This is a genomic window from Bradyrhizobium jicamae (genome assembly GCF_001440395.1).
In the GTDB taxonomy this organism is placed as follows: domain Bacteria; phylum Pseudomonadota; class Alphaproteobacteria; order Rhizobiales; family Xanthobacteraceae; genus Bradyrhizobium; species Bradyrhizobium jicamae.
Genome location: NZ_LLXZ01000156.1, coordinates 1 through 12,159, shown reverse-complemented (window position 1 = coordinate 12,159; position 12,159 = coordinate 1). Strand labels below are relative to the sequence as shown.

Genomic DNA, 12,159 nt, shown 5'->3' with positions numbered 1-12,159 from the left:
CTAGGAACATCCGCCTGCTGGGGGAGTCTTCAAAGCTTCCGATTTTTGCTCCCGAAGAACCTTGCCGGAAGAAAAATCGGGATTGGCGGCCCCAGCTGTCCAATTGGGGCCTTTTCGGCGGGCTTGATTTTGTGGGCAATCAAACGGCCACAGCGGGGCTTGCTGTGGCCGTAAGACGCTCAGCGCCGATCGACACCCACTGAAATCCCTCCACCCAGCGCTTCGAGCTTGATCTACATCAATGGCTCGCCATGAGGCTTGCTAACGTCGGTTCCATGGCGCGGGACAAGGTCTTCTTCGTGATGTCGCTCGTCTGGCTGATCTTCCTGATCTCGGCCGTGCTGTTCGTGATCCTCCGTTAAACGGAGCGAAATGGTCCGGAAGCGTGAAATCGGCGGACCCTTCCTTTTGGGAACGGCAAGGACGCTGATACAGGCGCCGGTCATCGGCACCCCCTGACTTGGTGCATTGGAGCGACAGCCCCAGTTATTGAGAGGGCGGGAGAAGACCGGCATCAACTCAACCCCTTGGGATTAGTCCGGCAACGGAAGATTTGGTGCAGCAGGCCGCCATCAGTGACATGTTCGAAATCCAATCCAGCAAGCTTGCCGAGGAGCGAGGCAACGCCGCCGAAAAGTCGCTATGTAAGGATCACGAGACGACGACAAACGATTTGAAGTCCATGGTCTCGGACGCGGAACTAAAGGTGACGCTGCCGACCGAGCTCGATGGCTCGCTACAGAGCAAAATCGACAAGTTGAAATCGCTCAAGGGTGCGGACTTAGCTCGCGCTATGACAGCGATCAGCTCAGCGGGCACAAGGACGCAGTGTCGACGGCCCCAGCTTTTCTGCCCCACAGGCTGGGGCCGTTTCACGTTCGGATACTCGCGAGCGATCTTTGAGGAAGCACCAGGAGAACGAGCACTGCTGAGGAACAAGCGCCGCCAGCGGAGTCTGTTTATGGCTTCCGGTTTTTGGTCCGAAGCGCCCGGTGGAAGAAAGATTTGGGGCTGGCAGCCCCAGCTATCCGACTTAATAGCTGGGGCCTTTTCAGCTTTGTTGCCGTACCAGTTGGTCGTGCATCACCAACTCCGGCCGCCGAGTACGCGCCCCTTGGTCGGACCAGCCTGCTCGGCCTTCAGCCGGTCACACTCTGCGCACAGCCCCCTCGATCTACGCTAACGTCCTCATTAGCAGCAGCTCGGCCGAATATGGCGCCCGGCATGAAGCTCGCTATCGAGCGTGGCTGCTGGTAATGCACGGGTCTGGTACCTTCGTAACCTTCACGCCAGCCGGTGCCAAGCTTGGAGAGGATTGATCGGCCCTTACTCAGCTCTCAGAATGCTCATCACTTGATGAGAAACTCGTTCCTCATGCGCCAAGTACTCGTCCTGCATGGCCTGGATTCTCTCAAGGAGCTCGAGCGCGATAAGAGAGTTGCGGCCTCGCTGCTCTAACCTTTCGACCAGCTTGCGTTGATAGCGCAGATCCTTTTCGCCCTGCGCAACGAACCGGCGGGCCGTATGCAGTCGCTCCAGGGCCTCAGCCAATCGCATGCTCCGGGCTCCTCACATACGAGTATAGAAGTCGAATCTGTGTTGAGTGTTCCTAAGAATCGATCTTAGGACTGGCCGCTTGATTTGCGTCGGTTGTAACGCCTCGCGCTGAACCGAAGCAGTTGGTGTCCATTGTCCCTTGGTACAACCATTTGGGAAACAGCCGGAACTAAACTCACAACGAAGTTGGTACCCTAATATCAGGATTCCGTCTTAGGGGTGCGGGAGACACACCGACCAGGACCACTTCGGCCTCCTCCAGGCCTTCGACATGCTGTCCGTCATCATGCATCATGATGTAGTTCAACGCATCGATGCGCTTGAAATATTCCGCGTTCAGAACGTGCTGGGCCCCTACCCTGTTGCCCGTCGTTGCCGCGCCGAGATAAGCCCCGAACAATTGCATCACCGGCCAATGATAGAGAGGCTCGTGATGTTGATGTCCCTGCACTTGGCACGACGCCGATGCCGCCGTTCACAAAATCTATGAAAGCGAAGCGGCGCCGGCGATCGAAGCGGCATTTGGGCGGCAAGGTCGACCGCGCTAAATTGTCCGCCAAGGTGGTGCACGATCCCGCCGCCATCAAGCAGCTCGAGGGAATCGTTCACCTTCGGCTTTGCTTTCGCGCATAAACACAGGCCAATCTCTCGCCCCAGCACCCTCGGTGACTTCTCGGCTAGACGATCGAAACTGTGTCTAGAGCACTATCTCGAATGCAGCGAGAGCGAACTGCTTACCTTCGCTGATAATACGCATCGCGAAATCCCACGACGCAATGATGAATGTCTATGAGAACCGGTTACGTCAGCAGGTGAAATGCGTCTCGACGGAAACGATTCTCGAAGCCTGGCGCTTCAAATAACATGACCGCCGCGCGGACGTCATACCTTGTGAGGGAAACGGGATGGAAGACCTCACGATTTTGAGAACATTTTCGGCGGCGACGACGGTACTCGCCGCAGCGCTCGTGGCCGCTAACTGGAATGCTCGCGTTACCGTCACCGGCTTTGTTATTTTCATCGTAGGCTCATCGCCTGGTTGATTGACGGCTAGTGGAAAACAATGCATCGCTCATTATCCAGAATGTCATTCTCCTTCTGATTAACGTGCTCGGCATCTGGCGCTAACTTCCGAAGGATGAGGTTAAGTCGTAAGAGAGATACGCCCGGGACGCTGGTTTCCTCGGTCTCGGGGTCTGTAATGACTCCGCCTTTTGCATCCCGCGTGCAACCAAGGCGTTGAGACAGGCCCTCTGACGACAACCGGTTGAGAAGAACTGACCTGCCCGATTCAGATTGGGCCCGTTCTTAAACTTGATCCTCTTAAGCGTTCCATTTGCCCCTTCAAGAGCTAGGACAGGTTCGCTCCGCAGCGGTATCCCGTGTTGCTTCAGCTTCCGCGCTGCATTCACGCTGACCTCGGCGCCCTCGGCGCAGGCCACAACATCTGCTATCCAGTGCTTCATCATGACCGGCGCCGCCTAGCACCCTCTCCGCGACCACGCTTTGACGGCGTGCCCGGACCGTAGACGACTCACAGCCAGAACACCTTCCAGTCCTCCATCACCGCCCGGCCCTTGGCTTCTATCGGTGATGAGGTCGCTCGGTCGCGCTCCCGCCTTCCTCTGGGGACTTAATCGCTGCGACCACTGCCGTTCCAGGCTTCGAAGCGGGCATCGATCGTTTCGCTGTCTCACCCCTTCGGCTCAACGACGTGCATTGGGTAAGCCGGGCCGCGGTCGCGGGCCATAAGAGCCATGCGCCCGGTGGCGCCGATACCGCCATGGCAGCCGAACTTGCGCTTCGCCTAAGCCGAAAATTTTTGTGGGCCCCCTTGAAACCAGAAACGACTTTGCTAATTTTTTTGTCGTCACCGGACGGTGGCGTTCGGGCGCCTGATGGGCCCGGACCTAGGAGACGGGCACCGGTCGCGTCCGGTGCCGCTCGTAACCATCTTGCTCTTTGGAGGATTTGGCTATGCGCACTTATGACTTCTCTCCCCTGTGGCGCTCGACCATCGGTTTCGACCGCCTCTTTGACCTAGCAGAACTGGCCAAGCGAGAGGGTGAAGATAATTACCCGCCCTACAACATCGAACGGCTGGCCGAAGATCGCTACCAGATCTCGTTGGCGGTCGCGGGTTTCGCGCCCGACGATATTTCGATCACAGCCGAACAGAACGTGGTCACCATCGAAGGCAGCAAATCCGACAACGCCGAGGGCGACTTCCTTTACCGGGGTATCTCTACCCGACACTTCAAGCGCCAGTTCAGCCTCGCAGATTACGTGCAGGTCAAGGGCGCCGGGTTCGATAACGGCCTTCTCAAGATTGAGCTGGTACGGGAAATCCCGGAAGCCATGAAGCCGCGCCGCATCGCGATCAACGGTGTGTCGGCGGACAGCGTACAGAAGCAGCTGGAAGCCAAAGCCGCCTAGGCTTAGCTTCGTCGGCGCCGCGCGATTCGTCGCGCGGCTGCCTGCTTTTATCGTCAATCAAAGGAGGGAAAAATGCGGCCGACGACCGCCGACGACAACGTCTTTGACTTCAACGCGATTCTTCACCCCGGCACTGTCTTCGAGCATCCGAAGGATGTTCTGCGCCATTCCGGCCTTACGGCGGGCGAGAAGCGAGCGATTCTCGCCTCATGGGCTTCGGACGCGTCTGCGATGGCGTCCTGCCCGTCGATGCGCTCGCCTGCCGGACTGAAGCGGCCCGTCTCAATCGACGAGATCATGGAGGCCCTTTGCGAACTGGATGGTGGTCCTCGTAACCCTCCCGGCGGAAAGCCTAATCGGTTGCGATCGATCGAACGTGCCATCGCCGCCTGAAGCTTGGATTGATTATCAGGAGAAACCGATGATGATCGACGAAAATTTGGCTCGCTTGCGGGCTCATCGCAACAATGTGCATCGGTACCGCAGGCTGCTCGCAACTCGGCTTTCGGATCTTGAGCGTGCCTACATTGAGCGCCGGCTAGGTGAGGAGCAGGCTTCCATAGATGCCCTTTCCCAAGAGACGTTTTCGTTTAGCCTGCCTGCGGGACGTCGCGAAGCTGCGGAGACCGACCAAGAGAGCCGCCATGTTTGAGTTGGATGCTTTCGTTATCCGCGGACGTGAGAATGTTATGAACCAATATGGCTAGTTGCGGCACTAGGCGAGCTCTGAGATGGAACGCCAGCGCTTCCAAAACCGCATGGACGAGGAGAGCGAGGCGCGATACCTATCTAAAGGGGCAGTCACGCGGTGCGCAACGAGCTGCGTAAACCGGCTGCAAAGAGAACCTGCTTTCTCCGTCGAACGTATGCACAGAGTTTGCGAAAGCGGCGTTCGACCTCCTTGAAATTGGGCTAAGCTCTATGCGCCTAGCAACCAATCACCCCCCTCTTGTTTCCAAACGGCATGCCTTACGGGCATGCACCCTATTGAGATGGATCTCGGCCGCTTACTGCCGTTTGCGGTCGGGGCTCATCTCACGTTGCATCAAGGATGTCCGGCGCGAGCGTCTATGCGCAGGGAAATCCGTCAGGCCGTGGCTCGGTTACTGGAGATCCGGCTGCCAGCTCCGCTCATCCAAATGCAGACCCGGCGGCGCGAGGCAGGTCCACAAATAACGCCAGCGGCAGCGGCAACGCTACTTCGGGCGGCCGGGACGATAATGGCGATCAAGGCCGGGATACGATGCCGGAAATCGCCAGGCAACCTACGCCTCAAAGCCAGCAGAAGGGATTGCCGAAATAGTTACGCGGACCAACAGGCGCGATTCCGCCAACGTCAGCTAGTCAGCCAACGCCAGCTAGTCAAAAAGAGCCGACGCGTTTCGCCTCCGACAACTGCGGTCATTGGCCCGCGAACACGTGGTCCGCCCCGCGAGCTTCGTCGTGTATAGGGCATATCCACGTGCCCTAGCCCCGTAAGAGGGACTTAGCTGTCGTGAGGTCAGGGTGCACACATTGCGCATAGGATCCCATAGCAACGCTCTCGAGCGTTTTGCTCCAATACATCAAAGCGGCCAGCACTCGTTCAGTCCCGTAGACAGAACGAGTGCAGCAGCTTCCTATTCCGCTTGCTCGACAGCAGCCGGCATCTTCGCCACCGACATTAGCGATCGCGCCACCTGATTCAGGAGCTGATCCGAATTCTCTTCTTCGGCCAGTGACTTTGACAACAAGGCGACGACTGCGCTGTGGCGCAGTTGCTGGGCGAGGTTTTTTGCCGTCGTGTAGGCCGACATCTCATAATGTTCTACGCGCTGCGCCGCCCCGATCAGCGCGAGGTCCGCCGCGGCGTCTTCCTTTTCCTCGCCTTCGGCCATGACCTCCTCACCTTCCTCGACCAGCCCCATCATCCCCTTGCACGGTTTCGGGCGGGCCGTCTTGCCGAGCAATTCGAAGCATTCATTGATACGCTCGACCTGGTTTTCAGTCTCGACCAAATGCTGCTCGAACAGCTCGCGCAGCTGATCGAACCGCGCCGCTTCAGCCATTTTTGGCAGGGCCTTGGTCAGTTGCTTTTCGGCATGAAGTATGTCGCGTAGTTCATCGATCAGCAGATCGTTCAAGCCCGCCTCATCGGTCGGCGGCGAGCTCTCCGTCACAATTACGCCAGCGGCGCCGAGATCGGCCTGAATAGCCGGGGAATCGGTGAATACCCAGCCGTTACCCTCGTTCCAGGGACCGCGGGTATCGATCTCGCCATGTTCGCCAGTCCCGGTTGAATCATTGAAGAACTGATCTACCAGACCCGGGGTTGGAGCGATGCGACCGATGCTGAAGGCGGGCTTGCTCATGCTTTGGAGCGCCAGCGAGAACGCCTTCATGTGGGTGATTTCCCGGGTCATGAGGAATTGCAAGGCATCCTTGCTGCCGGCGTCGTCGCAGAAATTAATCAACCGTTCGTATACTATCTTCGCACGCGCCTCGGCGGCGATGTTGCTGCGCAAGTCGACGTCTAACTCGCCGGTTATCTTGAGGTAGTCGGCCGTCCATGCATTACCCTGCGAATTGAATAAATTCACCCCGCCCCCTCCAGCGATTGCAATCAGCGGATCGGCTTCAGCTGCCTGGCGGTCGAACTTCGCAGGCTTGAGGTGCATGCGCGCAAGCGTGCCTACCACCTCGAGGTGGCTCAGTTCTTCGGTGCCGATGTCCATCAGCAGGTCCTTGCGGTCCGGATCCTCACAATTGAGCCCCTGTATCGAATACTGCATCGCGGCAGCAAGCTCCCCATTGGCGCCGCCGAACTGCTCAAGGAGCATATTGCCAAAACGCGGGTCCGGCTCGTCGACACGAACCGTGAACATTAGTTTCTTGACGTGATGATACATGACGGGACCTCGGGGGTTGGGCGTGATGACTCCCGAACTGCAGGCTGCGAGCTTGGTTCCTAACTTAGGCTGAGCACTTTGCCGGGTCTCTCAATCAGACGCGGACTAAAGTTACGACGCCGGATACTTAAGCTGGGGCCGCTATGGAGGGAAAATTTTCGAGAGCAATCGGTACACCAGACCTGCAGACGAATCCTCCGCGACACGAGCGCTCCTGCAGCAAGACCCAGCGCAAGGCCTGCAAAAGCCCCGACCATCGATTTCTTGGACAACGTCAGCCAGGAGTCAGTCGTTTTGGGGTTATGCCATAATCGACGATCGCTGCGATCGCCGACATGACAGCAGCGTCTCGTACCAGTTCGATCGATGACCGAGGCTGATGAGACGCTAGCCAAGTCTCAAACGGCAGTGCCCAGAACAGGGCTGATGCGTGATGGGTGGCGAGTCCTACCCCGGTATGTGCAGCATCGACCCCGCTAACGTCAGCGGCATTCTCGCCGTGAAGCCAATGGCTGGTCGAGTTCACAGGTTGCGCGGCTCCTTTCCCTTCCATTTTCGCCAGGGCGGCGAGCGTGGCAGTCGAAACGACGCTGGCTACGCTGCCGGTCACGAGAGTGGAAGCCAACAATTGCACGGGTTTCATGACTGGCCTGAGTTCAATTCGATCGCGACGACAAGTGCAAAGCGCTTGCATACGTTCCTGACGCCCGCCCTGCTCCGAGCGCACCAGTTCCGTCTCAAGGAACGATCGCAGCCACCCCGCTTTATCCGTCGGCGCATTTTGCCATGGAGACCTGACATGGGGCCCGTGGAGGTCCTGAGGGCGATGTTGATGTATTTTGTCCTTCCGCTTTGGCTGGCCGCCGGCTTTTCCGATTACCTCTGCCATCGCGCAACCCACATCGAAAAGACCAGCGGCTGGAAAGAGTCGGTTCTGCATCTCGCCCAATTTGCCGAAATGGCCGTTCCGGTGCTGGCTGCATTTTCCTCGAAATCACTTCGGGTGTGATTCTCGTGATGATGGTGTTTTTGGTCTTGCATGAAGCCACGGCCATCTGGGACGTCAGCTACGCGTCGACAAGGCGTGAAGTTTCGCCAACCGAGCAGCACGTGCACAGCGTTCTCGAGATGCTTCCCTTAACCGGATTGTTGCTCGTCATCGCGCTTCACTGGCCGGCATTTGCAGCATTATTCGGCTATGGAACGCCCGACTTTTCATTCAGGCTCAAGCAATCGCCGCTACCCCTGACTTACATTGTAACGATGCTGGCATTGACTGCCCTGTTCGAGGTTCTGCGGTACCTCGAGGAATTGATCCGCGGTCTGCGATACCGCGGCCTCCGAAGGAAGGAGTAGTCGTTGCGTATCCTTCTCGTTGGCCGCACTGGCCTTATCGGCTCGGCGATTAGTGCAAGGCTGTCCGCCGAAGGGCATGAATGCGTGTTGGTGTCGCGTCATCCCACAGCTACGCCTGGTACGCATCACATCGTGTTCGATATGGCACGGACGACCGATGCTTCGAGATGGAAGGGCATTCTTGCTGGTGTCGATGCCGTCATCAATGCAGCGGGCGCCCTGCAGGGACAGGACATGCAAGGCGTTCATGTCGCCGGTAGCGCGACGCTCTATTCGGCCTGCGAAAGCGCTGGTATCCGCCGCGTGATCCTGTTCTCGGCGATTGGCACCGACCGCGATGCGCGCAGCGATTTCTCCCGGACAAAGCAGGAAGGCGAAGCCGCCTTGATGGCGCGGAATCTTGATTGGGTCGTGCTGCGGCCTTCCGTCGTGGTGGGCCGGCCCGCCTATGGTGGCAGCGCGCTGTTGCGCGGGCTTGCGTCACTACCAGCGCTGCCTGACATGCCCGACACGGCGGCCATTCAACCGGTGTATCTCGACGACGTCGTCGAAACGGTTCTATTCTTTCTGCAACCGGGCGCGCCTTCACGCATCGCGCTGGATCTCGCCGGTCCGCGGCAGATGGCATTCAGCGATGCCGTCGCGCTGTTTCGCCGCTGGCTGCGCTGGCGACCCGCCCACCGTCTGCACCTGCCCGCGTGGGCGGCCCTGGCGTTTATCGTGCAGGAGACGTGGCGCAAAGGCTCGGCTGGCGCACGCCCGTCAATTCGACGGCGCAGGCGGAAATGCGGCGCGGTGCGACCGGCGATCCCGGACCCTGGCGTCAGGCGACCGGCGTCGTGCCACGCGATCTTGCAGCCGCGCTCGCCAGCGAGCCGGCCTCGGTGCAGGAACGCTGGTTTGCGCAGCTATACGCGCTGAAGCCGTTAATATTTGGCGTTTTGGGATTGTTCTGGATCGTCACGGGCATCATCTCCCTGGGGCCAGGCTGGGAGATCGGCATGTCCTATGTCCGGGAAGGCGGACTGGGAGAAACATTCGCTGCGCTCACCGTGATCGCGGGTGCCCTCGCCGACATCGTCATCGGCCTCGCCATTCTTTGGCGTCCCGCGAGCCGCTATGGCCTCTGGGCAGCGCTGATCATCTCGCTGACCTATGTCGTGATCGGCACGACACTGGTGCCGCGGCTGTGGGCCGATCCGCTCGGACCGATGCTGAAGATCTGGCCGGTGTTGATGCTCAATTTGGTCGCCATGGCGATCCGGGACGATCGTTGATGTTCTTCTTCCTTCTCAAGATGGTACATATCATCGGCGCCGCCGTCCTGCTCGGGAGCGCGGGCATCGCCTTCTTCATGCTGGTGGCGCATCTGCGCGGCGATCCGCGCAGCGGACGGTCGTGCTGGCCGATTTCCTGTTTACAGCGAGTGCCGTGACCCTTCAGCCGATCACCGGCACCTGGCTCGCCTGGTCGAGCGGGTATTCTCTTCGCGACGGATGGATTGCAGCATCCATCGCACTCTATGTGGTGACCGGCGCCTTCTGGCTGCCAGTGGTGTGGATGCAGATGCAGATGCGTGATCTTGCCGTTCGTGCGGTCGAGACGAACGCCAAGCTGCCTGCCGAGTACCACCGTCTTTTCCGCTGGTGGTTCGCTTTCGGATTTCCGGCGTTCGCGGCGGTGCTGGCAATCTTCTGGCTGATGATCGCCCGACCACCTATTCCATACTGGGATTAGGGCGCGTACTCATAAACCCGTCTCGTCGCCTTTGAGGCGCAAGCCGGAAAAGTGCGATAAATCTCAGCCTTACCGCTTTGACCTTTTACGGACCAGAGCCTGCGCCTGCGACCAAATGCGCATCCGTCATAATCACCGGAAGGGGCTCCGTCTCCGCCGCAAGAAACGATACCGCGGCAGACCACACAGCTGTGCGGCGGATCACGGCAAAGCGCCTGATCTGCTGTGGGAGGCGTTAATTTACTCGAGAGCGGTTTTTGGGCCTGGCTACTTCCGAGCTTAAGCCGAAATCTTTTGAGTGAGCGCCTTCTTCGGCCTCTTCGAAGCCCTCTGCCACCAATCCACGCTTGAGTAATTCTCGCACCGCTGACGCGCGGCTCGGCATGCGCTTCAAGAATCGCCAATTGTCGACCAGCTTCAATTCGGCTGATTTCAACATGATCTGAAGGCGTATCTCTCGGTTGAGCACACCCATTGTCCTCTCCTGCGTGTGCAAAAACTTACTCACTAGAAGTACAATGCATCAATAACGTTCCTAACTAATTAGGAGGCTTAAGGTGCTCAGCCGCTAAAGCCGTATAAACGGCTGCTAACTCATTGCGCGCATTAAGATTTATTTGATTGAGTCGCCTGCCGGACGGACCTGGCGTGCATGGCTGGATACCGTCGAACCATCACCGCGGGGCCTCGCTGCATTCATCCGAGATGAGAAGCAAAGAAGGCTCCCGCCATCATCCAATAGTGGAGCTGGGCATGATCATCAAGCGTCGCCGTTTCAAGCAAACTCAATCCCTTGAGGAGCGTCTTGCCCAAGACACAGCGCAACTACTCGAGCAAGCTAAGGTGCTGCCGTCCGGACCCGACAGGCGGCATGTCATGAGCAGGATCAGACAGAACGAGACTGCCACTCATATGAGCGAATTGCTTCGCTCGCCACCGTTGCAGCCTACCAAGTAACGGAGTTTTGGGTGGTCAAGTATCAGGCGTACTTTGTCGGTGCAGACGGGCAATTCACGCTGTGCCGCGCGTTTGCGTGCTATACGGACGAGCAAGCTATCGAGTGGACGAAGCAACTAATGGACGAGCGGCCGGGCGGATCTTCGATGCGGCGCGCGAGTGGTGAAGCGTCTCTCCTCCGGACGATAAACAGTCCATCACACAATTATCGCTTGTGATCTAGGTTCATGCGCATGAAAAAGGTCTATGCCATTATGGCCTTCACGTTCGCGGCGCTGATTTCGATGAGTCTTTGGGTAGGGCTCAACGACATGGGCGTGACTAGAAATCTGACCGCCGACGACAGCAACAGTGCCACGAGCGGCCAGGGACGATAGTCTTTATCAGGATTCCGCCCATGGCCCCAAGCTGACCAACTTCGTCGCCTGCCGCTAATCTGGTATTGAGGGCAGTCCAGACTTCGCATCAACGATCCTTCGAAAAGCTGCGGTCCTGGCAACGGATGCGGTAAGCAGTTCGCCAGCCGAATTTACCGACCGCATCAAGGAGGACTTGAAGGCATGGAGCGATGTGGCGAAGTTAACGAATGTACCTTCAATTGAAGCCGAAGTGCTCCGCCAACGTCACCCGTCGCTATGGGCGCGACGAGGTGCATTCGCCACGCGCAGCATAACGCGAAGTCGCTTATCCGACGATCTGAGAGAAGCGTGCGCTACCCGGGCGACACGCGGCCGGGATGGCGCCTCCGTCATCGCCTGCCGGACGCCGACGGCAGGGCACGGATCGGCCCAACAAAAAACACAGCCTGCCGATTAAAACACCCGATTCCGAATATCTTATCGATGCTCCTGCATTCTCAGAGCACCATGGTCGCGAATGGCCGACGAACAAGACCACAGATATTTATCTCTCCGCGATCAATCGGCAACGATCCCCCTTCAACACCTCCGATATGCGGTTGTTTCCGCTGAGTATGGAAGCTTCCGGCGGGCTGCAGAAGCGTTGTTGACGCAGCAGTCAACTCTGAGCCGCGGCATTCGGGAACTCGAGGAATCAATAGGCGTGATTGTGTTCGAGCGATCGAGCGGCGGCGTCTGCGCCACGTCGGCGGGCCGGGATTTTCTCCGTACGGCGCGGTCGATTCTCGAACAAATGGATGCGCTGGTTACGTACAGCCAAGTCTAACGGACGCGGCGAGGCTGGGCGGCTGTCTGTGGGATTCTATACG

The 12,159-nt window shown here is 58.4% G+C and carries 16 protein-coding genes and 3 pseudogenes; 15 read left to right on the top strand and 4 right to left on the bottom strand.

Annotation, left to right across the window (positions count from 1 at the left end; genetic code table 11):
* The first annotated feature begins 556 nt into the window (after positions 1-556).
* On the top strand, positions 557-1,183 hold the full coding sequence (locus CQ12_RS46680; protein WP_057838013.1) for a DUF4142 domain-containing protein: 627 nt from the start codon (positions 557-559) through the stop codon (positions 1,181-1,183).
* A gap of 143 nt (positions 1,184-1,326) precedes the next feature.
* Here the strand turns inward: CQ12_RS46680 and CQ12_RS25285 are convergent, their stop codons facing one another.
* Together CQ12_RS25285 and CQ12_RS42710 are read right to left on the bottom strand one after the other, a co-directional pair.
* Positions 1,327-1,557: a hypothetical protein gene (locus CQ12_RS25285; RefSeq protein WP_057838012.1), complete on the bottom strand. Its 231-nt coding sequence runs from the start codon at positions 1,555-1,557 to the stop codon at positions 1,327-1,329.
* A 226-nt stretch (positions 1,558-1,783) separates the two neighbouring features.
* Positions 1,784-2,010: pseudogene (locus tag CQ12_RS42710) on the bottom strand (kinase/pyrophosphorylase); the annotation flags it as partial.
* A gap of 2 nt (positions 2,011-2,012) precedes the next feature.
* On the opposite strand from CQ12_RS42710, the pseudogene CQ12_RS46675 reads away from it, so the two are divergent.
* The 5 genes and pseudogenes from CQ12_RS46675 to CQ12_RS25265 all read left to right on the top strand — a co-directional run.
* Positions 2,013-2,166 (top strand): annotated as a pseudogene (locus tag CQ12_RS46675) (dephospho-CoA kinase); the annotation flags it as partial.
* Between the two features lie 296 nt (positions 2,167-2,462).
* A complete protein-coding gene (locus tag CQ12_RS44185) occupies positions 2,463-2,600 on the top strand; it encodes a hypothetical protein (protein ID WP_157088490.1) in 138 nt (45 codons plus the stop codon).
* Positions 2,601-3,534: 934 nt separating this feature from the next.
* Positions 3,535-3,993 (top strand): small heat shock protein HspD, encoded by a 459-nt coding sequence (gene hspD / locus CQ12_RS25275; RefSeq protein WP_057838010.1) that lies wholly within the window; start codon positions 3,535-3,537, stop codon positions 3,991-3,993.
* Positions 3,994-4,065: 72 nt separating this feature from the next.
* The gene (locus CQ12_RS25270) at positions 4,066-4,386 is read left to right on the top strand and encodes a hypothetical protein (protein WP_057838009.1); all 321 of its coding nucleotides are present in this window, start codon (positions 4,066-4,068) and stop codon (positions 4,384-4,386) included.
* Positions 4,387-4,414: 28 nt separating this feature from the next.
* Positions 4,415-4,645 carry a hypothetical protein gene (locus CQ12_RS25265; RefSeq protein ID WP_430642268.1) on the top strand — a complete coding sequence of 77 codons (231 nt, stop codon included), beginning with the start codon at positions 4,415-4,417 and terminating at the stop codon, positions 4,643-4,645.
* A gap of 967 nt (positions 4,646-5,612) precedes the next feature.
* Here CQ12_RS25265 and CQ12_RS25260 read toward each other — a convergent pair.
* Entirely contained in the window at positions 5,613-6,881 is a 1,269-nt protein-coding gene (locus CQ12_RS25260; protein ID WP_057838008.1) for a DUF892 family protein, read from the bottom strand.
* A gap of 433 nt (positions 6,882-7,314) precedes the next feature.
* On the opposite strand from CQ12_RS25260, the gene CQ12_RS46670 reads away from it, so the two are divergent.
* From CQ12_RS46670 to CQ12_RS25240, 5 genes and pseudogenes are all read left to right on the top strand, one after another.
* Positions 7,315-7,890, top strand: a complete 576-nt coding sequence (locus CQ12_RS46670; protein ID WP_245310130.1) for a hypothetical protein — start codon at positions 7,315-7,317, stop codon at positions 7,888-7,890.
* Positions 7,891-7,898: 8 nt separating this feature from the next.
* The gene (locus tag CQ12_RS46665; RefSeq protein ID WP_245310129.1) at positions 7,899-8,237 is read left to right on the top strand and encodes a hypothetical protein; all 339 of its coding nucleotides are present in this window, start codon (positions 7,899-7,901) and stop codon (positions 8,235-8,237) included.
* Between the two features lie 3 nt (positions 8,238-8,240).
* Complete coding sequence (locus CQ12_RS25245) at positions 8,241-9,158, top strand: NAD(P)H-binding protein (protein WP_347337446.1); 918 nt, start codon at positions 8,241-8,243, stop codon at positions 9,156-9,158.
* Complete coding sequence (locus tag CQ12_RS47475; RefSeq protein WP_347337445.1) at positions 9,077-9,514, top strand: DoxX-like family protein; 438 nt, start codon at positions 9,077-9,079, stop codon at positions 9,512-9,514. The genes CQ12_RS25245 and CQ12_RS47475 overlap by 82 nt, the downstream gene beginning before the upstream one ends.
* Positions 9,514-9,974: pseudogene (locus tag CQ12_RS25240) on the top strand (DUF2269 family protein). The gene CQ12_RS47475 and the pseudogene CQ12_RS25240 overlap by 1 nt, the downstream one beginning before the upstream one ends.
* A 235-nt stretch (positions 9,975-10,209) precedes the next feature.
* Here the strand turns inward: CQ12_RS25240 and CQ12_RS25235 are convergent.
* The gene (locus tag CQ12_RS25235) at positions 10,210-10,449 is read right to left on the bottom strand and encodes a hypothetical protein (protein WP_057838097.1); all 240 of its coding nucleotides are present in this window, start codon (positions 10,447-10,449) and stop codon (positions 10,210-10,212) included.
* Between the two features lie 278 nt (positions 10,450-10,727).
* Between CQ12_RS25235 and CQ12_RS25230 the strand changes: the two genes are divergently transcribed.
* The 4 genes from CQ12_RS25230 to CQ12_RS25225 all read left to right on the top strand — a co-directional run bounded on the left by CQ12_RS25230 (position 10,728) and on the right by CQ12_RS25225 (position 12,116).
* Positions 10,728-10,931 (top strand): hypothetical protein, encoded by a 204-nt coding sequence (locus CQ12_RS25230; protein WP_057838096.1) that lies wholly within the window; start codon positions 10,728-10,730, stop codon positions 10,929-10,931.
* 233 nt (positions 10,932-11,164) lie between these two features.
* The gene (locus CQ12_RS44180) at positions 11,165-11,308 is read left to right on the top strand and encodes a hypothetical protein (protein ID WP_157088489.1); all 144 of its coding nucleotides are present in this window, start codon (positions 11,165-11,167) and stop codon (positions 11,306-11,308) included.
* A 359-nt stretch (positions 11,309-11,667) separates the two neighbouring features.
* Positions 11,668-11,940, top strand: a complete 273-nt coding sequence (locus tag CQ12_RS46660) for a hypothetical protein (protein ID WP_245310145.1) — start codon at positions 11,668-11,670, stop codon at positions 11,938-11,940.
* Complete coding sequence (locus tag CQ12_RS25225) at positions 11,862-12,116, top strand: LysR family transcriptional regulator (protein WP_245310140.1); 255 nt, start codon at positions 11,862-11,864, stop codon at positions 12,114-12,116. Before CQ12_RS46660 ends, CQ12_RS25225 begins: the two co-directional genes overlap by 79 nt.
* Positions 12,117-12,159: the final 43 nt, after the last annotated feature.